General features: G+C 72.3%; 18 protein-coding genes. 8 read left to right on the top strand and 10 right to left on the bottom strand.

The features are described from left to right. The first annotated feature begins 140 nt into the window (after nt 1-140). Entirely contained in the window at nt 141-1,982 is a 1,842-nt protein-coding gene (locus tag NFX44_RS13570) for a M48 family metallopeptidase (RefSeq protein ID WP_262283873.1), read from the top strand. A 51-nt stretch (nt 1,983-2,033) separates the two neighbouring features. On the opposite strand, the gene dapC is transcribed toward NFX44_RS13570, so the two are convergent. Both dapC and fdxA read right to left on the bottom strand, forming a co-directional pair. Continuing rightward, nucleotides 2,034-3,143, bottom strand: coding sequence for a succinyldiaminopimelate transaminase (gene dapC, locus NFX44_RS13575; RefSeq protein ID WP_315974593.1), 1,110 nt, complete (start codon nt 3,141-3,143; stop codon nt 2,034-2,036). After that, the gene (fdxA, locus tag NFX44_RS13580; protein WP_007464872.1) at nt 3,140-3,466 is read right to left on the bottom strand and encodes a ferredoxin; all 327 of its coding nucleotides are present in this window, start codon (nt 3,464-3,466) and stop codon (nt 3,140-3,142) included. The genes dapC and fdxA overlap by 4 nt, the downstream gene beginning before the upstream one ends. Nucleotides 3,467-3,545: 79 nt before the next feature. Here fdxA and NFX44_RS13585 point away from each other — a divergent pair, with 79 nt between their 5' ends. Continuing rightward, nucleotides 3,546-4,496, top strand: a complete 951-nt coding sequence (locus tag NFX44_RS13585) for a GNAT family N-acetyltransferase (RefSeq protein ID WP_262283874.1) — start codon at nt 3,546-3,548, stop codon at nt 4,494-4,496. Here NFX44_RS13585 and NFX44_RS13590 read toward each other — a convergent pair whose 3' ends face one another. The 3 genes from NFX44_RS13590 to mshB form a co-directional block, all read right to left on the bottom strand. Next, nucleotides 4,497-4,961 carry a hypothetical protein gene (locus tag NFX44_RS13590; protein ID WP_262283875.1) on the bottom strand — a complete coding sequence of 155 codons (465 nt, stop codon included), beginning with the start codon at nt 4,959-4,961 and terminating at the stop codon, nt 4,497-4,499. An 88-nt stretch (nt 4,962-5,049) separates the two neighbouring features. Then, nucleotides 5,050-5,523 carry a hypothetical protein gene (locus tag NFX44_RS13595; protein ID WP_262283876.1) on the bottom strand — a complete coding sequence of 158 codons (474 nt, stop codon included), beginning with the start codon at nt 5,521-5,523 and terminating at the stop codon, nt 5,050-5,052. Between the two features lie 17 nt (nt 5,524-5,540). Beyond that, on the bottom strand, nt 5,541-6,467 hold the full coding sequence (gene mshB, locus NFX44_RS13600) for an N-acetyl-1-D-myo-inositol-2-amino-2-deoxy-alpha-D-glucopyranoside deacetylase (protein ID WP_262283877.1): 927 nt from the start codon (nt 6,465-6,467) through the stop codon (nt 5,541-5,543). An 87-nt stretch (nt 6,468-6,554) separates the two neighbouring features. Between mshB and NFX44_RS13605 the strand changes: the two genes are divergently transcribed. Beyond that, complete coding sequence (locus NFX44_RS13605; RefSeq protein ID WP_262283878.1) at nt 6,555-8,699, top strand: prolyl oligopeptidase family serine peptidase; 2,145 nt, start codon at nt 6,555-6,557, stop codon at nt 8,697-8,699. A gap of 52 nt (nt 8,700-8,751) precedes the next feature. Here NFX44_RS13605 and NFX44_RS13610 read toward each other — a convergent pair whose 3' ends face one another. The 5 genes from NFX44_RS13610 to NFX44_RS13630 all read right to left on the bottom strand — a co-directional run bounded on the left by NFX44_RS13610 (nt 8,752) and on the right by NFX44_RS13630 (nt 14,724). Continuing rightward, a complete protein-coding gene (locus tag NFX44_RS13610) occupies nt 8,752-10,497 on the bottom strand; it encodes an ABC transporter substrate-binding protein (RefSeq protein WP_262283879.1) in 1,746 nt (581 codons plus the stop codon). Nucleotides 10,498-10,591: 94 nt separating this feature from the next. Beyond that, a complete protein-coding gene (locus tag NFX44_RS13615; RefSeq protein WP_262283880.1) occupies nt 10,592-11,578 on the bottom strand; it encodes an ABC transporter permease in 987 nt (328 codons plus the stop codon). Between the two features lie 13 nt (nt 11,579-11,591). Continuing rightward, on the bottom strand, nt 11,592-12,593 hold the full coding sequence (locus NFX44_RS13620) for an ABC transporter permease (RefSeq protein WP_262283881.1): 1,002 nt from the start codon (nt 12,591-12,593) through the stop codon (nt 11,592-11,594). After that, a complete protein-coding gene (locus NFX44_RS13625; RefSeq protein WP_262283882.1) occupies nt 12,590-13,624 on the bottom strand; it encodes an ABC transporter ATP-binding protein in 1,035 nt (344 codons plus the stop codon). Before NFX44_RS13625 ends, NFX44_RS13620 begins: the two co-directional genes overlap by 4 nt. After that, complete coding sequence (locus NFX44_RS13630) at nt 13,621-14,724, bottom strand: ABC transporter ATP-binding protein (RefSeq protein WP_262283883.1); 1,104 nt, start codon at nt 14,722-14,724, stop codon at nt 13,621-13,623. Before NFX44_RS13630 ends, NFX44_RS13625 begins: the two co-directional genes overlap by 4 nt. A 256-nt stretch (nt 14,725-14,980) precedes the next feature. On the opposite strand from NFX44_RS13630, the gene NFX44_RS13635 reads away from it, so the two are divergent. The 5 genes from NFX44_RS13635 (at nt 14,981) to NFX44_RS13655 (ending at nt 21,883) form a co-directional block, all read left to right on the top strand. Beyond that, a complete protein-coding gene (locus NFX44_RS13635) occupies nt 14,981-16,417 on the top strand; it encodes a TldD/PmbA family protein (RefSeq protein ID WP_262283884.1) in 1,437 nt (478 codons plus the stop codon). Beyond that, the gene (locus NFX44_RS13640) at nt 16,414-17,808 is read left to right on the top strand and encodes a TldD/PmbA family protein (protein ID WP_262283885.1); all 1,395 of its coding nucleotides are present in this window, start codon (nt 16,414-16,416) and stop codon (nt 17,806-17,808) included. The genes NFX44_RS13635 and NFX44_RS13640 overlap by 4 nt, the downstream gene beginning before the upstream one ends. Before the next feature lie 239 nt (nt 17,809-18,047). Beyond that, nucleotides 18,048-18,854: a hypothetical protein gene (locus tag NFX44_RS13645; RefSeq protein ID WP_262283886.1), complete on the top strand. Its 807-nt coding sequence runs from the start codon at nt 18,048-18,050 to the stop codon at nt 18,852-18,854. An 11-nt stretch (nt 18,855-18,865) separates the two neighbouring features. Next, nucleotides 18,866-20,776: a fumarate reductase/succinate dehydrogenase flavoprotein subunit gene (locus NFX44_RS13650; RefSeq protein WP_262283887.1), complete on the top strand. Its 1,911-nt coding sequence runs from the start codon at nt 18,866-18,868 to the stop codon at nt 20,774-20,776. Nucleotides 20,777-20,779: 3 nt separating this feature from the next. Continuing rightward, a complete protein-coding gene (locus NFX44_RS13655; RefSeq protein WP_262283888.1) occupies nt 20,780-21,883 on the top strand; it encodes a succinate dehydrogenase/fumarate reductase iron-sulfur subunit in 1,104 nt (367 codons plus the stop codon). The last annotated feature ends 55 nt before the right edge of the window (nt 21,884-21,938 follow it).

Raw genomic sequence — 21,938 nt, forward strand, 5'->3', positions numbered from 1 at the left:
CGTCCTCCCCCGTGCGCGTCGACGGAGATCGTAGGGGCCGCCGGATGGGCACGGAAGGGGGTTGTCCGAGCCGCGCTCGCGTCGTACGGTCCCCCGGCGGCCCGACCGGACGGGCCGGTCTCAACGGGGAAAGGAAGCACATGTCCGCCACGTACCGGGCGCTCGCCTCGGTGGTCATGTTGATCGGTTTCTACGTCGTCGCGCTGCTCCAGCTCGCCGCCGTGGCCGCGCTCGGCGTCTGGCTGTTCAGCCACACCAGCGGTGTGATCACCGGCAAGCTGCTGTTGCCGCTGGTCGTCGCCCTCGGCGCCGTCGGGGTGGGGCTGTGGAAGGCGATCCGCACCAAGAACGAGCCGGCGCCCGGCCTGATCCTGGACGAGCGGGCGGCCCCGTGGCTCTGGGCCACGGTGCGGGAGCTGGCCGCCGCGGTCGGCACCCGCGCGCCCGACGAGATCCGCCTGGTGCCCGAGGTGAACGCGGCGGTCGGCGAGCAGAGCCGCCTGCTCGGCCTGATCGGCGGGCGGCGGACCCTCTACGTGGGACTGCCGCTGCTCCAGGCCATGCGGATCGACCAGCTCCGCTCGGTGCTGGCGCACGAGCTGGGCCACTACTCCGGCCAGCACACCCGGCTGGGCGGCGTCGCCTACCGGGGACGGCTCGCCATCGAGGAGACCGTCGAGCGGATCAGCCCGCGCAACCCGGTCGGCTGGATCTTCCGGGGCTACGCGAAGCTCTACCTGATGGTCGACAACGCGGCCTCGCGCCGCCAGGAGCTGGAGGCGGACCGGTCGTCGGTGGCGCTCGCCGGCACCGAGGCGGCGACCTCGGCGCTGCGTACGCTGCCCGCGCTCGACGCCGCCTGGGGCTTCTACATGCGCCGCTACGTCGAGCCGGGCTGGTCCGCCGGGCTCGCGCCGGACGACCTCTTCGGCGGGTTCGCCATGCTGCTCCAGGCCCGCCGCGAGGAGATCGACGAGCTGCGGGAGAACGCGCCGGAGCCCGAGCCGTCCCGCTGGGACACCCACCCCCCGATCGGCGTACGCGTCGCCGCGATGACCGCCACGCCCGGCGCGGTGGTGGCGCCGGACGACCGGCCGGCCTGGACCCTGCTGGCCGACGTGGCCGGCGCCGGGCGGCAGCTCCAGGGCCTGGTGGTCGAGCACGGCGGCCGGCGGCTGCTGCCGTGGGCCGAGTTCGTCGCCGAGTCGGTGGCCGCCTCGGTGCAGCGGCAGGCGGACGGCATCTACCGGGCGGCCGGGCGGTTCACCGGCACCCCCACCCCGGGCCTGCCGATCCTGCTGGACCTGGTCCGCGCCGGCCGGCTCGGGGAGTTCGCCGAGCAGTTCTTCAGCGGCGCCACCCGCAGGGAGGCCGCCGCCGCCTTCGCCGGGCCGATGGAGACCCTGCTGGACAACGCCGCGGTCCGCTCCGGGCGGGCCCGCTGGCAGCTCTCCTGGTCGGGCCCGGCCCAGCTGGTCGGCCCGGCGGGCGAGCCGCTGGACCTGGCCGGCATCGCCAAGCTGGCGGTCGCGCCGGAGACCCTGGACGAGGCGCTGGCCCGCCTCGCCGAGCTGGGTGTCGACGCCGCCCACGCCACCGTGGTGCAGGCCCGGGCCTCGGCCCGCAACGCCGACCTGATCGGCGGGCTCGCCAACATCAAGATCGACGGCCGGGAGCACGACATCCTCGTGCTCGACAACGGCCTGGTCCTGATCCCCGACCCGGGCAAGTCGAGCGAGGGCGAGAAGCGCCTCGTGGCGCTCGTCGGCGCGGTGCCGGTCGCCGACCTGGCCGCCCGGCACCCGTACCTGCCGTACGAGGAGATCACCTCGGTCGAGGTGAAGCGCGAGGTGCCGCTGAAGGCCACCCTCACCCTCTTCGACGGCCGGACCGTGTCGGTGCAGGAGCTGATGGCCAGCGAGTTCCTGGAGAAGCGCAGCCGGGACACCCTGCTGCGGGTGTTCCAGCGGATCAACGGCTGACGCGTCCGCGGCGGCCGGACCCTACGAGGGCCGGCCGCCGCGGCACGACGGTCAGGGCTGGGCGAGCCGGCCGGCGACCGCGTCGACGTGCTCGTCGGACTCGGTCAACGCCACCCGGACGTGCCGGGAGCCGGCCGGGCCGTAGAAGACGCCGGCCGCGACCAGGATGCCCCGGCGGGCCAGCCAGTCGACGGTGTCCCAGCAGTCCTCGTCCCGGGTCATCCAGAGGTAGAGCCCCGCCTCGGAGTGCTCGACGGTGAAACCGGCGCCGGTGAACGCGGCGTGGAGCTTCTCCCGCCGGGCCCGGTAGCGCTCCCGCTGCGCGTCGGCGTGCGCCTGGTCGCCCAGCGCGGCCACCATGGCGGCCTGCACCGGGGCGGGCACGATCATGCCGGCGTGCTTACGGACCTTGAGCAGCTCGGCCACCAGCGCCGGGTCGCCGGCCACGAAACCGGCCCGGTAGCCGGCCAGGTTGGAGCGCTTGGAGAGCGAGTGCACCGCCAGCACACCCTCGTACGACCCGCCGCAGACCTCGGGCGAGAGGACCGAGACGGGCTCGGCGTCCCAGCCCAGCGGCAGGTAGCACTCGTCGCTGGCGACCACCGCGCCGCGCTCCCGCGCCCAGTCCACCACCTTGCGCAGGTGGCCGGCGGGCAGCACCCGCCCGGTCGGGTTGCCGGGCGAATTCACCCACACCAGCCGGACCCGCGGGTCGGGGCCCAGGGCGGTCAGCGAATCCGTGCGCACCGTGGTGGCACCGGCCAGCCGGGCCCCGTCCTCGTACGTCGGGTAGGCGATGGACGGCACCACGACCACGTCACCGGGACCGACGCCGAGCAGCGTGGGAAGCCAGGCGACCAGCTCCTTGGAGCCGATGGTCGGCAGCACCCCGAGCCCGTCGACGCCCGCACCGCAGGCGCGCGCCACCCAGGCCGCGATGGCGGCCCGCAGCGCGGGCGTGCCCGCGGTCAGCGGGTAGCCCGGCGCGTCCGACGCGTCGGCCAGCGCCTGCCGGATCAGCGCGGGCACCGGGTCGACCGGCGTGCCCATCGAGAGGTTGATGAGACCGTCCGGGTGCGCCGCGGCCGTCGCGGCCGCGGCGTCCAGGGAGTCCCAGGTGAACTCGGGCAGCCGCGACGAGACCGGCGCGGACCGGTTCAGTGGCCCTCTCCGCGCGGCGGCTGCGCGGCCACGAAGGTCGCGTCCTTCTCCACCTTGCCGATCTTGGAAGCGCCGCCCGGCGAGCCCAGGTCCTCGAAGAACTCGTAGTTCGCCCCGGTGTAGTCCTTCCACTGCTCCGGGACGTCATCCTCGTAGAAGATCGCTTCGACCGGGCAGACCGGCTCACAGGCACCACAGTCGACGCACTCGTCGGGGTGGATGTAGAGCATCCGGTTGCCCTCGTAGATGCAGTCGACCGGGCACTCCTCGATGCATGCCTTGTCGAGCACATCCACGCACGGCTCGGCGATGATGTAGGTCACCGGTCTTCTCCTCCGCAAGACTCGCCGCGATCATCCGCGACGGTAAGAGCCTAGTATCTCGCCGGGGAGGGGGTCGATCGTGCTCCGACAGCAGGACGTGGGACACCGGATCGTGGTCCGGCGGATTGTGGGGATTCGCGAAGGCCGGCCGCTCTTCTCCGACGCGCTCGGCGAGCTGGTCGAGCTGAGCGAGACCCACATCACGCTGTCCACCGACCGGGGGCGGCTGCGGGTCCCGGTGGACGAGGTGCACCGCGCGAAACGGGTGCCGCCGGCCCGCCGGCCGACGGCCGCCGCCGTGGTCGCGCTAGAACTGGCCGCCGACGAGGCGTGGCCCGCCCCGGTACGCGGGCGGCTCGGCGACTGGCTGCTGCGCGGCGCCGAGGGCTGGACCGGCCGGGCGAACAGCGCGCTGCCGGTCGGCGACCCGGACCGCCCGCTGCCCGCCGCGCTCGACGCCGTGGAGCGCTGGTACGCCGAGCGCGGCCAACCCGCCATGGTGAACACCCCGCTGCCGCTGGCCGCGCCGGTGGGCGCCGAGCTGGACGCGCGCGGCTGGACCGCCCGGCCACCGGTGCTGGTGCAGACCGCGCCGCTCACCGCGTTGCCGGCGGATCGCCCCGACCTGCCCGCGGTCGGCCTCTCGACCACGCCCTCGGCCGAGTGGCTGGCGGTGGCCGCCGGCCGCAAGGGCGGGCTGCCGGACGCGGCCCGGCACGTGCTCACCGCCGTGGACCGGATCCGCTTCGCCCACCTGCACGTCGACGGGCGGCTGCTCGCGGTGGGCCGGGGTACGGTCACCGGCGGGGGCCGCTGGCTCGGCCTCACGCTCATCGAGGTGCTGCCGGAGGCCCGCCGGCGCGGGTTCGCCGGCGCGGTCATCCGGGCGCTGGCCGACTGGGGCCGGGCGGAGGGCGCCACGCGCGCCTTCCTCCAGGTGGAGCAGCACAACGCCCCCGCGGTGGCCCTCTACCAGCGGCTCGGCTTCACCACCCACCACACCTACCTGACCCGGGTCGCCCCGGCCTGATCAGCGGCGGACGACCTTGCGGGGCTTCGCGGCCTTCAGCTCGGCGTAGCGCTTGAGCTGCCGGGAGCGGTGGTCGCGGCCCAGCGCGGTGAGGACCAGGTAGCCGGCCAGCACGCCGGCCACGGTGGCCGCGAGGTAGAGCCAGATCTGGGCGAAGAAGAGGCCGGCGCCGCCCTCGAACGGGTTCTCGCCGACCAGCAGCGGGCCCACGAAGACGGTCAGCGCCAGCGCGGTGACCACCGCGACGGCCAGGTCGCCGGTCCAGTGGCCGGCCGGCCGGTCCGCGCCCCAGCGGAACGCCGTGGCGGCCAGGATCAGCCCGATGACCAGGAACATCACCAGCGAGACCCGGCCCGCGGCGGTGTCGTCGTCCGGGTAGGCCAGCTTGATGACCACCCGGGCCGCCACGTTGACCACGAACAACGCGGCCGCCAGCACGCCGACCGCACGCCACCGCTGGAACATCGCACGCCTCCCGCCGTACCGCCCGCCCCCACCGGGTGGGCTCCTGGCAGGAATACTTACCACCGCAACCTGTGCGGCGTCTGCACCCTCAGCGGACGGCCGGCGGCACCACGAGCTGCCGGAAGCCCAGCACCGCGAAGGTGACCGCGCCGGCGACGATCAACGCGAGGCCGAGCACGTTGTCGCCGCTGAGCGCGAGATCGCCCTCGACCGTGCGGAAGCCGCCCGCGACGATCACCACGAACCAGGGCAGGGCGGCCAGCGCCGCCGCCCAGCGGGTGCCCACCGCCCGGTGGGCGAACCCGCTCACCAGCACCGTCAGCACCACCACCGCGGCGATCCCGCCCAGTGCGAGCGCGAGCCCGACCAGGGCCTTGCCGGCACCTCCGGGGCGGCCCTTGACCACCTCCCAGGCCCAGGTGGCGTAGAGCAGGTCGAGCACCGCGACGAGCACGCCGGCCCAGACCGCCACCACCCCGCCGGCGACGCGCAGCGCGAGGTCGACCGCCCGGCCCGACGGCTCGGGCGGCGCGGCGGGCTCCTGCTCGGGGGCGACCGACATGGGTACGGCGGGCAGCGTCACCGGAGGCCGGCCGCCGCCGTGACCGGGGACCGGTCCGGCCGCTCCGGCGCCAACCCGGCGAACAGGTCGTCCTCCCAGCCGTACGGGCCGCTGCCCGGCCCCTTCTCGCCGACCGCGAGCGTGAAGTACTCGACCCCCATGAACTCGGCGCCGAAGTTGCCGGCGATCGAGTAGAGCCAGGAGGTGGCCGGGATCTGGGTGGCGTGGGCCCGCATGGCCGCCTCCTTGGCGGCGTGCTGGTCGGTGGCGTCGATGCGCGCGGCGATCCCCTCGTCGGGGGTGCCGAAGGGCAGCTCGTCGATGCTGTCGATGCCGGCGAAGGGGTTGTCCGACGACTCGGTGAACGCGTCCAGGCCGGCCTCCAGCACACCGCGCGGCATCGCCGTCCAGTAGACCTTCGCCGGGGCGATCCCCTCGGCGGCGGCCAGCTCCACGCCGCGCATGGCGACCCGGTGCGCCTGGATGTGGTCCGGGTGGCCGTAGAAGCCGTTCGGGTCGTACGTGATCATCACCTGCGGGCGGACCTCCCGGATGATCTCCAGCAGGTGCCCGGCGGCCTCGTCGAGGTCGGCCTGCCAGAACGCGCGGGGGTGCTCGTTGGTGGCCAGGCCCATCATCCCGGAGTCGCGGTAGCGGCCCGCGCCGCCGAGGAAGCGGTGGTCGGTGACGCCGAGCGCGGCGCAGGCGGCCGCCAGCTCGCCGATCCGGTAGCCGCCGAGCTGGTCGGCCTCGCCCGCGCCGAGCTGGGCCAGCGCCGGCACGTGGATCTCGCCCTCCTCGCCCAGCGTGCAGGTCACCAGGGTGACGTGGGCGCCGGCGGCGGCGTAGTGCGCCATCGTCGCGCCGGTGCCGATGGACTCGTCGTCGGGGTGCGCGTGGACCAGCAGCAGGCGTCGGTCGGGCAGCGTCGTCACGCCCGTCACTCTAACCGGCGGTCCTGCCCGCCCGATGCTTACGCGTCCGCCCAGGTCGGCCACATCACGCCCGGCCCCGGCCTACTCTCTACAGGCGTGGACTTTCCCGAGCTGGCCGCCCGCACCCGTCGGTTCAGCCATGGGGCGCCGCGCTCCGTCTCCGTCGCCGACGACGGCTCCCGGGTCATCTTTCTGCGCTCGTCGGGACCGGAGGACCCGGCCGACGCGCTCTGGCTGCTCGACGTCGCCACCGGCGAGGAGCAGCTCGTCGCCGACCCGGCGGTGCTGCTCGGCGCGGACGGCGAACCGGCCGCGCTGGCGCCGGGCGAACGGGCACTGCGCGAGCGGCTGCGGCTCAGCGCCGCGGGCATCGGCTCGTACGCCCTGGACGGCGCCGGCCGGGTGGCCGCGTTCGCGCTGGCCGGCCGGCTGTTCCGGGCCGACCTGGTGCACGGTGACGTGGTCGAGGTGGCCGCCGTCGGCCCGGTGATCGACCCGCGTCCGGACCCGACCGGCGAACGGCTGGCCTACGTCACCGACGCCGCCGAGGGGGTGCGCCGGGGCCAGTTGCGGGTGGTCGAGCCGGACGGCACCGACAACCTGCTGGCCGGCGAGGACAGCGGGGTGACCTGGGGGCTGGCCGAGCACATCGCGGCGGAGGAGTTCGGCCGGTTCCGCGGCTACTGGTGGTCCCCGGACGGGCGCTCGGTGCTGGCCGCGCGCGTGGACGAGTCCCGGCTGGACCGCTGGCACCTGCACGACCCGGCCGACCCGGCGAGCCCGCCGACGTCCGTGGCGTACCCCCGGGCCGGTGGGCCGAACGCGGAGGTCAGCCTGCACCTGCTGGACCTCGACGGCGGCTGGGTCGACGTGCACTGGGACCGGGAGACCTACCCGTACCTGACCTCGGTCGACTGGGCGGACGGCGGCCCGCTGATCACGGTGCTGCGCCGGTCGCAGCAGCACGGGCTGGTGCTGGCCGTCGACCCGCGTACCGGCGAGACGCAGGTGCACGCGGAGCTGGCCGACCCGCGCTGGGTGGAGCCGATCCCGGGCACCCCGGCGCACCTGCCCGACGGGCGGGTGCTGGTCGGCGGCGAGCTGGCCCACGACGGGTACGACGCCCGCTGCCTGTTCGCCGACGGCACCCTGCTCACCCCGCCCTCGCTCTACGTGCGGCGGGTGGTGGGCCGGCTGCCGGCCGGGCCGAACTCGGCGTCGGACCTGCTGGTCGAGGCGAGCGAGGGCGAGCCGAGCCAGCGCCACCTCTACCGGGTGCGCACGGCGATCGGGGGTGGGGTGGACGCCCGCCGGATGGGCAGCGACCCCGGCTGGCATACCGCCGCGATCGGCGGCAGCACCCTGGCCGTGGGGGCGGCCTCGCTGGAGCACCCGGGCACCCGCTGGCGGGTCTGGCACGACGACCGCGAGGTGGGCGAGCTGGCGTCGCGGGCCGCGACCCCGCCGTACGCGCCGCGGCCGACGCTGGTCCGGGTGACCGACCGGCGGCTGCCCAGTGCGGTGCTCTACCCGGGGGAGCACGTGAAGGGCACGAAGTTGCCGGTGCTGCTGGACATCTACGGCGGCCCGGGCCACCAGGAGGTGATCGCGGCGCGGGGGGCCTGGCTGGAACGGCAGTGGTGGGCCGAGCAGGGCTTCGCGGTGGTAACCATCGACAACCGGGGCACGCCCGGCATCGCCCCCTCCTTCGAGAAGGCGATCCACCGGCGGGTGGCCGACGTGATCCTGTCCGACCAGGTGGACGCGCTGACCGCGCTGGCCGGCAAGCACCCGGACCTGGACCTGGAACGGGTGGCCGTGCGCGGCTGGTCGTTCGGCGGCTGGCTGGCCGGGCTGGCGGTGCTGCGCCACCCGGAGCTGTTCCGGTGCGCGATCGTCGGCGCCCCGGTCACCGACTGGACGCTGTACGACACCGCGTACACCGAGCGCTACCTGGGGATGCCGGACGACGGGATGGACGTCTACGCCCACCACTCGCTGGTCGAGCTGGCGGCCGAGCCGGTCGGCGACCCGGCGCAGGCCCGGCCGATGCTGCTGGTGCACGGCCTGGTCGACGACAACGTGCTGGCCGCGCACACGCTGCGGCTCTCGGCGGCGCTGCTGGCCGCCGGCCGGCCGCATGCGGTGCTGCCGCTCACCGGGGCCAGCCACATGGCCGCCGGCGGGGTGGCCGAGCGGCTGCTCCGCCTGGAGCTGGACTTCCTCCGCCGGCACCTGTGAACGCGCGAAGGCCCCGGCCGGATCGGACCGGGGCCCCCGCGGGGTCAGGCTGTCACTGCTTGACGTAGGCGTTCACGAAGCTGGGCCAGCCGAAGATGCTGCCGATGAAGAGGCCGCCGGCCTTCTCACCGTGCGCGACGGAGACGACCTCGTTGTACAGCGGCACCGCCGGCGCCGACTCCTTCATGAGCTTCTCGTCGAGCGCGCTCCACTCCTCGGCCTGCTTGGCCGGGTCCTCCGCGAGCACGCGGTCGAACTCGGCGTTGATGGCGTCGTTGTTGAGCTGGGAGGTGTTGCTGTTGCCCTCGGCCTTGATGTTGCGGCCGTCGAAGAGCACCGGCAGGATCGACGCGCCGCTGGGCCAGTCCGCCGCCCACGAGTCGACCCAGATGTCCCACGGGTTGCTCTTCTTCTTCACGAAGTCGAGGTAACCGTCCTCGGGGATCGGCTTGATGGTGACGGTGAAGCCGGCCTTCTCCAGGGCGTTCTTGACCTGGGTGGCGGTCTCCTGCGAGGGGGTGTCGTCGGAGGTGCCGAGCACCAGGTTCACCGGCTTGCCGGCGAGCAGCTCCTTCGCCTTGTCCGGGTTGCCACTCTCCCCCGCCGGGTACGCGTCGAACTGCTTGTAGCCGAGCGTGGTGGGCGGCAGCAGCGTGGTCAGCGGCACGGCGCCGTACGGGCCGCCGAGGTTCTTGGTGATGCTGCTGCGGTCGATCGCGTAGTTGATCGCCTGCCGCACGGACAGGTCGGTGACCCGCGTCGTGTTGATGCTCAGCCGGTAGGCGTTCGGCGTGGCGGCGACGATCATCCGCTCCTTGAGCTTGGCGTCGCCGGTGACCTTCGCGATCAGCTCGGACGGCACACCGCCGGTGCCCACGGCGGCGGCGTCGTTGCCGGTGCCGGCGAGCACCCGGTTGGTCTGGGTGGCGTTGTCCGCACCGAACGACCAGATGAACTTGTCCGGGTAGGCGTGCCGCACCGGGTCGGTGGCCGGGTCCCAGTTCTCGTTGCGCTCGAGCACCATCTCCACGCCGGGCTGGTGCTTGGTGATCTTGTAGGGCCCGGACGAGAACGGCTGGTTGTCCAGGTTGACGCCGGTGTCCTTGTCCGCCGGCAGCGGCGCGGTGGCCGGCAGCGACACGGCGAACGGCAGGTCACAGCGCGGCTTGCTGAACTCGAAGCGCAGCGTCTGCGCGTCCGGGGTGCTCAGGCCCGGCGGCAGCGAGGTCTTGTTGGCCTTGAAGTTCCACTTGGTGTCGTACTGCGGGCTGTCGACCAGCCACTCCTGCAGGTAGGTCGGGCCACCGGTCAGGTCGGGGTCGAACGAGCGGGCGATGCCGTACGCGATCTCCTTCGAGGTGATCGGCCGGCCGTCTTCGAACTTGACGCCCTGCTTGATCTTGAATTCCCAGACCTTGCAGTCGTTGTTCACGTTCTTGCCGGGGGTCTCGGCCAGGTCGCCGACCAGGGTCACGTTGCCCTTGCCGTCGTCCTTGAACGTGGTGAGGAAGCGCGCGTAGAGCTGGCTCCCCATCAGGCCGGCGAACGAGTAGACCCGCTGCGGGTCCAGGTGGGAGATCTTGTTCTCGCGCAGGATGTAGAAGGTCCCGCCCTTGGCCGCGCCGGGAACGTCCGCCGCCGGGCCGAGCGAGTCCTTGGGGTCGGTCGCGATGGCGCCGCTGCGGGGCTTGTTGCTGTCCACCTTGTCGGCGTTGTCGCCGGTGTTCTTGCTGCATGCACTGAGGGCGACCACCAGTGCCATCGCACCGCCCATGGCGGTGGCGAGTCTTGCTCGCATACTCACTCCTCCGGGTCCGATGAAGGAAAGCTTCGCTTAGGTTTCATCCGCGGTAAATTTCGAGCAGATAACGAATCGACTGCGACCTGCCAGCTCAGCCGAGACGCACCCGTGGATCGATGAACGCGTAGAGCAGGTCGACCACGATGTTCGCGACGACCACGAAGAGCGCCGAGATCAGCACGGTGGCCATGATGGTCGGCAGGTCACCCTGGCGGACCGCCTCCACGGCGGTACGCCCCAACCCCTGGATGCCGAACGTCGTCTCGGTGATGACCGTGCCACCGAGCGCCGCGCCCACGTCCAGACCGGCGATCGTCACGATCGGCGTGATCGCCGCCCGCAGCGCGTGCCGGCCGTAGACCTTCCGCTTCGCCACGCCCTTGGCCCGGGCGGTCCGGACGAAGTCCTCGGAGAGCGTCTCCAGCATCTGCGCCCGGGACAGCCGGGCGTAGATCGCGGAGAACAGCAGGGCCAGCGTCACCCAGGCCAGCACCAGCCCGCGCGCCCACTCGACCGGGTTGTCGAGGAAGGGCACGTACCGCGGCGTCGGCAGGATCTTCAACGAGTACACGAAGATCAGCAACAGCACGGCGCCGACGAAGTAGAGCTGCAACGAGGCGAAGGTGAGCGTGAGCCCGATCGAGACGCGGTCGAGCAGCGAGCCCCGGCGCAGCGCCGATATCATCCCGAGCCCCACCCCGAGCGCGAGCCAGAGCACCGCCGCGGGCAGCACGATGTTCAACGTCACGGGCAGCACCCGGGCGAAGGTGTCGCTGACCGCCTCGCTGTTCACGTACGAGTAGCCGAGGCAGGGCGCCTCGCACTCGCCGCCCTGCGCGCTGCCCAGGTCGCGGCCGACGAAGATGCCCTTCATGTAGTTGGCGTACTGCGTCGGCTTCGGGTCGTTGAGACCCAGCTCCGTCCGCACCCGCTCCAGGCGCTCGGCGTTGCAGTTCTTCGGGCACATGCCGGTGACCGGGTCGCGGGGCAGCGCGAAGAACATGAGGAAGCTGACGATGCTCACCGCGAGCAGCACCGAGACCGCCAGCAGCACTCGCTTCAGCAGGAACCGCACCATGGCGCCGAACCCCTTACCGTGACGACTTCGGATCGAGCGCGTCGCGCAGCGCGTCGCCGAAGAGGTTGAACGCCAGCACGAGCGCGAAGATGGTGATGCCCGGGAAGAAGACGTACGCCGGGTCGGTCTGCAGGTAGTCGATGCTGCGGTAGATCATCCGGCCGAAGCTCGGGACCGACTCGGGCAGCCCGACGCCGAGGAAGGACAGCGCCGCCTCACCGGTGACGTACGACGGCACCGCGAGGGAGAACGCCACCAGGATGGGCGCCCAGATGTTCGGCAGCAACTGCCGGAAGAGCATGTGGCCGAGCCCGGCGCCGCTGGCCCGGGCCGCCTCGACGAACTCCCGCTCGCGCAGCGACACCACCTGCCCGCGGACGAGTCGCGCCGTGCCGGTCCAGCCGAACGCGGCGAACACCACGATCAACGTGGTCACCGCGAACCAGGTGGGCACCGCGTCCCGGGGGCCGTAGAACCGCAGGGAGAACGTCGGGACCACGGCCAGCGCGAAGATGAGGAACGGCATGGCCAGCGCGACGTCGGTGACCCACATGATCACCGAATCGACGACGCCGCCCAGGTAACCCGCGACGATGCCCAGCACCACCCCGATCGCCGTGGTGACGACCGCGGCTCCCAGCGCGATGAGCAGCGAGGTGCGGATGCCGTAGATCATCCGGATGAAGATGTCCCGGCCCAGGCCGGGTTCGAGCCCGAACCAGTGGTCGCCGCTCACCCCGCCCACGTAGCCGAGCGGCATGCCGGTGGAGTCCAGCAGGTCACCGAACTGCTGGCTCGGCGACATGCCGTAGAGCCGCTGGAGCAGCGGCGCCGCGACCGCCGCCACGATGAACACGGCCAGCACGATGCCGCTGATCAGAGCGGTGCGGTCCCGGCGCAGCCGGTTCCAGACCAGCTGGCCGGGCGAGCGCCCGACGAGCCCCTTCTCCTCGGGGCCCGCACCGGTGGACTCGATTTCGGCAAGCGCCACGCCCTCGACCGGGGACAGGCTCATTTCGACACCTCCTCGGCGGTCGCGGCGGCCGGTCCGGCGCCCTGGCTGATCGTTCCCGTCTCCGGGAAGTGGCAGGCGGTGGCCTGGTTGCCGCCGTCCCGGGGCACCAGCGCCGGCTCCTCGGTGGCGCACCGCTCCTGCGCCTTCCAGCAGCGGGTGCGGAAGCGGCAGCCCGACGGCGGGTTGAGTGGGGTGGGCACGTCGCCGGTGAGGCGGATCCGCCCGGCCGGCCCGAGGGCCGTGACGTCGGGGATGGCCGACAGCAGGGCCCGGGTGTACGGGTGCTGGGGTCGTTGGTAGATGTCGTCGCGGTCGCCGATCTCGACGATCTTGCCGAGGTACATGACGGCGACGCGGTGGCAGAAGTGCCGGATGACGGCGAGGTCGTGGGCGATGAAGACGAACGCCAGGTCGAGGTCGCGTTGCAGGTCGCGCAGCAGGTTGATGACCTGGGCCTGGATGGAGACGTCCAGGGCCGAGACGGGTTCGTCGGCGACGATGAGTTTCGGGCGCAGCGCGAGGGCGCGGGCGATGCCGATGCGCTGGCGCTGCCCGCCGGAGAACTCGTGCGGGTAGCGGTTGTAGTGCTCCGGGTTCAACCCGACCAGTTCCAGCAGTTCCTGCACGCGCTTGCGGATGCCGCCCGGCGGGTTGATGCCGTTGACCTGCAACGGCATGGCCACGATCCGCCCGACGGTGTGCCGGGGGTTCAGCGAGGCGTAGGGGTCCTGGAAGATGATCTGCAGGTCCTGCCGCAGCGGCCGCAGCGCGCCGCGCCGGGCGTGGGTGATGTCCCGCCCGGCGAACTCGATGGTGCCGGAGGTCGGCTCCAGCAACCGCACCAGCATCCGACCCGTGGTGGTCTTCCCGCAGCCGGACTCCCCGACCAGGCCGAGGGTCTCCCCCGGCCGGACGTCGAAGTCCAGGCCGTCGACCGCCCGGACGGCGCCCGTGGCGCGGAAGCCCTCGCGCACCGGGAAGTGCTTGGTCAGCCCCCGCACGCGCAGCAGCGGCTCGGTCTCGGTGCTCATCGGGCCACTCCCACCTGGGCGATGTCCTGCTGGTAGAGCCGGGTGCGCTCCTCGGCCGGCAGGTGGCAGGCGACCAGGTGGCCCGCCTCCCCGGCCGCCCGGAGCTGGGGCACCTCGGTGCGGGAGCGGTCGCCGTTACGGCCGGCGTACCGGCAGCGCGGATGAAACGCGCACCCCGACGGCAGGTTGATCAACGACGGGGGGTTGCCCTTGATCGGCACGAGGTCCGCGTCCGCGTCACCGTGCAGCGACGGCACGCTCGACAACAACCCCCACGTGTACGGATGCTGCGGCCGCCGCAGCACCTGCTCCACACTGCCGTGCTCGACCGCCCGCCCCCCGTACATGACCAGGACGTCGTCGGCCACCTGGCTGACCACACCCAGGTCATGCGTGATCAGGATGATCGCCGACCGGAACTCATCCTGAAGATCACTGAGCAGATCCAGGATCTGCGCCTGCACCGTCACATCCAACGCCGTGGTCGGCTCGTCAGCGATCAACAAATCCGGGTCGTTGACCAGGGCCATCGCGATCATCGCCCGCTGCCGCATACCCCCGGAGAACTCGTGCGGATACTGATCGAACCGCTTCCCCGGCTGCGGGATCCCCACCCGGCCCAGCATGTCCACCGCCCGGGTCCGCGCCTCCCGCTTCCCCGCCCGCGGATGATGCACCCGGTACGCCTCCGCGATCTGCCTGCCGACCGTGTAGTACGGGTGCAGCGCCGACAACGGATCCTGGAAGATCATCGCCATGTCCCGGCCCCGCAGCCGCCGCACCTCCTCCTCCGGCAACCCGACCAACTGACGACCACCCACCGAGATCTCCCCCGAAATGGTGGCCCGCTTCGTGTTGTGCAGACCCAGGATCGCCAGCGACGTGACGCTCTTCCCCGAACCCGACTCCCCCACGATGCCCAGCGTGCGACCGCGCTCGACGGCGAACGAGACCCCGTCGACGGCCTTCACCACGCCGTCCTCGGTCTCGAACCGCACCCGCAGGTCCTTGACCTGCAGATAGGGGCCCTCGCCGGTGCGCTGCTCCGGCACCTCGGGGCGGTCCGGCTCCCCGGACGGCGTTGTCTCCGACCTGCCCATGACCGCCTCCCTCTGTGACGAAGAGAACTTACAACAAACTTCTGGAGGCGAAAATAAGCTACAAAACGCGGCCTGTCAGCGGCCCGAGCGTAACGACTGGGTTTCCAACCTGAACAGCCCTCACCTGGACATTCATGGTTGCGACTGGGCAACGCCGCCTCGCCGTCGCAGGCGAGGCGCGACCGGAGATGCGGCGATCCACCCCGAGGAACTGCTCGGCTGACGCACGTCGGTCGGTTCGCCTAGGGTCGGGCGCATGACCGGATTCGACGCGGCCACCGCCGCTGTCCAGGCAGCCCTCGACGCCGGAGCGCGGTACGCGGACGCCCGGGTGATGCACCGCCGCTACGAGTCGATGTCGGCCCGCAACGGCGACATCGAGGAGCTGACCCAGGACGAGAGCATCGGGCTGGGCGTGCGCGCCCTGGTCGGGTCGAGTTGGGGCTTCCACGCCGTACCCGAGCTGTCCGACGCCGCGGCCCGCGACGCCGGCCGGCGCGCCGCGGCCATCGCCACCGCGAGCGCGCGGGTCCCGGGCCCGCCCATCGACCTGCTCCCGGCCGAGGCGACGGTGGCCAGCTGGGCCTCCGCCTGCGACGTGGACCCGCTCGGCGTGCCGCTCTCCGACAAGGGCGACCTGCTGGCCCGCGCCACCGCGACGATGCGCGAGCACGGCGCCGACCTGGCCGAGGGGCTCTACCAGATCTGGGACACCGCCAAGTGGTTCGTCTCCAGCGAGGGGCACCGCATCGACCAGCGCATCCGCGAGTGCGGCGGCGGCATCTCGGCCACCTCGATCGGCGACGGCGAGACCCAGCGCCGTTCCTATCCGAGCTACCGGGGCCAGTACGGCACCACGGGGTGGGAGCTGGTCACCTCGCTGGACCTCGCCGCGCACGCCGCCCGGATCGCCGAGGAGTCCCGGGAGCTGCTCACCGCCCCGGAGTGCCCGTCCGGCGAGACCGACCTGATCCTCGGCGGCGAGCAGCTCGCCCTGCAGATCCACGAGTCGGTCGGGCACGCCATCGAGCTGGACCGGATCCTCGGCTGGGAGGCCGCCTTCGCCGGCACGTCCTGGCTGGACCTGACCCGGCTCGGCGCGCTGCAGTACGGCTCCGAGCTCATGAACGTCACCATCGACCCGACCATCCCCGGCGCGTTGGGCAGCTTCGGCTTCGACGACGAGGGCTCCCCGGCGGTCAAGCGGGACGCGGTCCGCGAGGGGCGCTGGGTGGGGGTGCTCGCCGGCCGGGACTCGGCCGCCGTCGCGGGCCTGGACTACGGCGGCAGCGTACGGGCGGACGGCTGGGCGCGGCTGCCGATGGTGCGGATGACCAACGTGGGCCTGGAGCCGGGCCCGCACACCCTCGACGAGATCATCGCGGCCACCGACGACGGAGTGCTCATGGACCTCAACCGCTCCTGGTCCATCGACGACAAGCGACTCAACTTCCAGTTCGGCTGCGAGGTCGGCTGGGAGGTGAAGAAGGGCCGCCGGGGGCGGATGCTGCGCAACCCCACCTACACCGGGATCGGGCCGGTCTTCTGGCGGTCCATGGACATGCTCTCATCGGAGATCGTGCCGTGGGGCACGCCGAACTGCGGCAAGGGGCAGCCGGGCCAGACCGGGCACACCGGCCACCCGGCCGCCCCGGCCCGCTTCCGCAACGTCCGGGTGGGGGTGCGGGCATGAGCGAGCTGGACCTCGCCGGCCGCGTGGTGGAGCTGGTCCGGCGGCTGGCCGGGCCGGACGCCCAGGCCGAGGTGGTGGTGACCCGGGCCGACCTGGCGCTGACCCGGTTCGCCAACTCGTTCATCCACCAGAACGTCGCCGAGTCGGGCACCGCGGTCCGGCTGCGGCTGCACGCCGACGGGCGGACGGCGGCGGGCAGCGGCAGCCTGGTCGACCCCGACGGGTTGACCGCGCTGGTCGAGCGGACCCTGGCCGCGACCCGGCTCGCCCCGCCCGACCCGGCCTGGCCGGGGCTCACCCCGCCGGCGCCGGTCCCGTCCGGCGCGCCCGTCGACGAGGCCACCGCGGCGGCCTCACCCGACGAGCGGGCCGCCCGGGTAAGCGCCTTCGTGGACGCGGTCGAAGGGCTGGAGGCGGCCGGCTACTGCCGGACGGCCCACCGGTCCGGGGCGTTCGCCAACTCGGCCGGCCAGTCGGCGGTGGGGCGGTCGGTCGAGGCGGCCATGGACGGCATCGCCCGCGCCGGCGGCGCCGACGGAGTGGCCCGGCACGCCGCCGACCGCCTGGCCGACCTCGACGGCGGGGCCCTCGGCGCGCGGGCGGCGGCGAAGGCCCGGGCCGCGGCGGACCCCGTCGAGCTGCCCCCGGGGCGCTACGAGGTGGTGCTCGAACCGGCCGCCGTGGCCGACCTCCTGCAGAACCTTTCCTGGTACGGCTTCAACGGCAAGCGGCACGCCGAGCGGCAGTCCTTCGCCGAGCTTGGCGCGGCCCAGTTCGACCCGGCGGTGACCCTCGTGGACGATCCGCTGCACGCCTCCGGGCTGCCGTACGACCTGGAGGGCACGCCCCGCCGGCCGCTGACCCTGGTCGAGGCGGGCACCACGGCGGCGGTGGCGCACGACCGGCGCAGCGGCGCGGAGGCGGGCACCGGGTCCACCGGGCACGGGATGGTCGGCGCGTCCACGTTCGGTCCGCTCCCGCGCAATCTCCGCCTGCTGCCCGTGGGCGGCCCGGCAAAGGTGGCCGCCGGGCAGCTCAGCGCCGGGGTGACCGGCGCGGTGGCCGACCCGGACACCGCCGGCCTGGTGGCCGGGATGGCGCGGGGCCTGCTGGTCAGCGACTTCTGGTACACCCGGGTGCTCGACGCGAAGCAACTGGTGGTCACCGGGTTGACCCGCAACGGCGTCTGGCTGGTGGAGGACGGGGTGCCCACCCGGGCCGTCCGCGACTTCCGGTTCACCGAGTCCTACCCGCGGGCGATGGGTCCGGGCCGGGTGCTCGGCCTGGGCCGCGTGCCGGTCCGCCAGCCGGACCGGATGGACGGCTTCTGGTGGGAGGCCCCGGCGCTGCGGCTGGCGTCCTGGAACTTCACCGGCGGCGCGTCCGGCTGACGGTCCAAGATATTGATCTTGGTACGGGTCTTTCCAACCTCCCGGACACACGGGACACTGCGTTGCGCGGCCGGGCCGCGAAGATCGGCGTAACGTGTGTCATTTAGCTGCACCGGTTCGCCGGTGCGGTCTGTGCGTGCGCAAGACGTGGCAGTGGACGCGGTCTCGCCGGTCCGCTGACCGGTACGGAAGGTGTGATCCGCCGCCCCCGCGAGGGCGCCGTCAGGGAGACGACTCGAATGACATCAACGGCAACGAGGCCGCGGGGGGCGCGGGGGCGCGCCGCCATCGCGGCGAAGACGTTGCGAACGGACCGCTGGTGGTTCGCGCCACTGATCACCGTCGTCGGGCTCAGCGCCTGGGTCATCTACGCGACGGTCCGGGTCTTCATGCACAAGTGGTACTGGGTGGACCAGTACCACTACCTGACGCCGTTCTACTCCCCCTGCGTCACCGAGCGGTGCGTCGAGGGGTCCTCGCACTTCGGCAGCTTCCTGCCCGGCTGGTGGATCATCCCGGACGCGGCGCTGACCCTGCCGTTCCTGCTGCTGTTCCGGCTCACCTGCTACTACTACCGCAAGGCCTACTACCGGTCGTTCTGGCTGTCGCCGCCGGCCTGCGCCGTGCCGGACGGGCACCAGGCGTACGGCGGTGAGACCCGGTTCCCGCTGCTCGGCCAGAACCTGCACCGCTACTTCTTCTACGCCGCCGCGATCATCTCGCTGATCAACACCTACGACGCGATCTACGCGTTCCACTCGCCCAAGGGCTTCGGCTTCGGCCTGGGCAACATCGTGCTGCTGGTCAACGTGGTGATGCTCTGGGCGTACACCATCTCCTGCCACTCCTGCCGGCACATCATCGGCGGGCGGCTCAAGCACTTCTCCAAGCACCCGCTGCGCTACCGGGCGTGGAGCGGGGTGTCCTGGCTGAACGTCCGGCACATGCAGCTCGCCTGGATCACCCTCGGCACCCTGGCGCTGACCGACTTCTACGTCATGGCGGTCGCGGCCGAGTGGTTCCCTGATCTGCGGTTCATCAACTGAAGGCCCCTGACATGACTGAGACGCGAATCGAACGACACCACTACGACGTCGTCGTGATCGGGGCCGGCGGCGCCGGCCTGCGCGCGGCGATCGAGGCCCGGCTGGCCGGCAAGAAGACCGCGATCATCTCGAAGTCGCTGTTCGGCAAGGCGCACACGGTGATGGCCGAGGGCGGCGCCGCGGCCGCCATGGGCAACGTGAACTCCCGGGACAACTGGCAGGTGCACTTCCGGGACACCATGCGCGGCGGCAAGTTCCTCAACAACTTCCGGATGGCCGAGCTGCACGCGAAGGAGTCGCCGCAGCGGATCTGGGAGCTGGAGACGTACGGGGCGCTCTTCGACCGGACCAAGGACGGGAAGATCTCCCAGCGCAACTTCGGCGGCCACGAGTACCCGCGGCTGGCGCACGTCGGCGACCGGACCGGCCTGGAGCTGATCCGCACCCTCCAGCAGAAGATCGTGTCCCTCCAGCAGGAGGACAAGCGGGAGCACGGCGACTACGAGGCCCGGATCAGGGTCTTCTCCGAGACCACCATCACCGAGCTGCTGCTCGACGGCGACCGGGTCGCCGGCGCGTTCGGCTACTACCGCGAGTCCGGCGAGTTCATCCTCTTCGAGGCCCCGGCCGTGGTCCTGGCGACCGGCGGCGTCGGTCGCTCCTACAAGGTCACCTCGAACTCCTGGGAGTACACGGGGGACGGTCACGCCCTCGCGCTGCGCGCCGGGGCGACGCTGATCAACATGGAGTTCCTCCAGTTCCACCCGACCGGCATGGTCTGGCCGCCCTCGGTGAAGGGCATCCTGGTCACCGAGTCGGTCCGCGGCGACGGCGGGGTGCTCAAGAACTCCGAGGGCAAGCGGTTCATGTTCGACTACGTCCCGGACGTGTTCCGCAAGCAGTACGCGGACAACGAGGCCGAGGCGGACCGCTGGTACAAGGACCCGGACAACAACCGGCGCCCGCCGGAGCTGCTCCCCCGCGACGAGGTCGCGCGCGCCATCAACAGCGAGGTCAAGGCCGGTCGGGGCACGCCGGCCGGCGGTGTCTTCCTGGACATCGCCTCCCGGCTGCCGGCCGAGGAGATCCGCCGCCGGCTGCCCTCGATGTACCACCAGTTCAAGGAGCTGGCCGACGTCGACATCACCAAGGAGCCCATGGAGGTCGGCCCGACCTGCCACTACGTGATGGGTGGCGTCGAGGTGGACCCGGACTCCGGTGCGGCGTACGGCACGGTGCGCGGGCTCTTCGCCGCCGGTGAGGTCTCCGGCGGCATGCACGGCTCCAACCGGCTCGGCGGCAACTCGCTGTCCGACCTGCTGGTCTTCGGCAAGCGCGCGGGCGGCCACGCCGCCTCGTACGCCGACCAGCTCACCTCCCGCCCCGCGGTGGCGGTGGCGGCGGTGGAGGCTGCGGTGGAGACGGCGCTGGCCCCGCTCCAGCGGGACACCGGCGAGAGCCCGTACGTGCTCCAGCAGGACCTTCAGGCGGTGATGGGTGACCTGGTCGGCATCATCCGCCGGGAGGGTGAGCTGGTCGACGCGCTGAGCCGGCTGGCCGAGCTGCGGGAGCGGGTGGCAAAGGTGAGCGCGGCCGGCGGCCGGCGCTACAACCCGGGCTGGCACCTCGCCCTCGACCTGCGCAACATGCTGGTCGTCTCCGAGTGCACCGCGAAGGCCGCCCTGGAGCGGCGGGAGTCACGCGGCGGGCACACCCGGGAGGACCACCCGGCCATGGACCCGAAGTGGCGGCGGGTGAACCTGGTCTGCTCGCTCGACGGCGACACGGTCCGGCTCGACCGGAAGCCGCTGCCGAAGATGCGCGCGGAGCTGATCTCGCTGTTCGACCGGGCCGAGCTGGCCAAGTACCTGACCGACGAGGAACTCGCCGAGTTCGACGCCCTCACCGAGGGGGAGCGCTGAGGTATGGCAACTGACAAGACGCAGGCGACCGGCCAGCCGGGCACGAAGCGGCCCTTCCGCATCTGGCGGGGCGACGAGAGCGGCGGCGAGCTGCGCGACTACACCGTCGAGGTCAACGAGGGCGAGGTCGTCCTCGACGTGATCCACCGCCTCCAGGCCACCGACGCGCCGGACCTGGCGTGCCGGTGGAACTGCAAGGCCGGCAAGTGTGGCTCCTGCTCTATGGAGATCAACGGCAAGCCCCGGCTGAGCTGCATGACGCGGATGTCGACGTTCGAGGAGGGGGAGACCGTCACGGTCACCCCGCTGCGCACCTTCCCGGTCATCCGGGATCTCGTCACCGACGTCTCGTTCAACTACGAGAAGGCGCGGGAGACCCCGGCGTTCGCGCCGCCGGCCGACGTGGCCCCGGGCGACTACCGGATGCAGCAGGTGGACGTCGAGCGCTCGCAGGAGTTCCGCAAGTGCATCGAGTGCTTCCTCTGCCAGAACGTCTGCCACGTGATCCGCGACCACGAGGAGAACAAGCCGGCCTTCTCCGGTCCCCGGTTCTTCATCCGGGCCGCCGAGCTGGACATGCACCCGCTCGACGCGAAGACCGACCGCAAGGAGTACGCGCAGTCCGAGATGGGGCTCGGCTTCTGCAACATCACCAAGTGCTGCACCGAGGTCTGTCCCGAGCACATCAAGATCACCGACAACGGGATCATCCCCATGAAGGAGCGGGTCGTCGACCGCAGGTACGATCCCCTTGTGTGGCTTGGTAGCAAGATCTTCCGGAGGGGTCAGGTGCCTCAGACCAGCGTGACCAGCGGGCATTCGAGTGGCGCGGTGGCCGCCGGTGCGGCACACGGCGGGGTGCACTCGCACGCGGGCGGCTCGCACGACACGGCGGCCGAACGGCAGGCGCAGCAGGGTGTCAACTGGCACCGCGAGGTGCCGCACCCGACCGCTCCCGCGGTCGACGTCAACGGCAAGCTGCCGCTGACCGAACTGACCTTCGACCGGGCCGCCGCGCCGTCGCCGTTCGGTGACGACGTGACCTTCCCGCTGCCCCCGGAGCACCTGAACTTCGCCCACCCGCAGCAGGACGAGCCGAAGCACTGAGCAGCACGCTGACAACGACGACGGGGGCCGCGGCACATGCCGCCGGCCCCCGTCC

Origin of the sequence: Micromonospora sp. MA102, assembly GCF_025460765.1 — a bacterium.
Lineage (GTDB): Bacteria > Actinomycetota > Actinomycetes > Mycobacteriales > Micromonosporaceae > Micromonospora > Micromonospora halotolerans.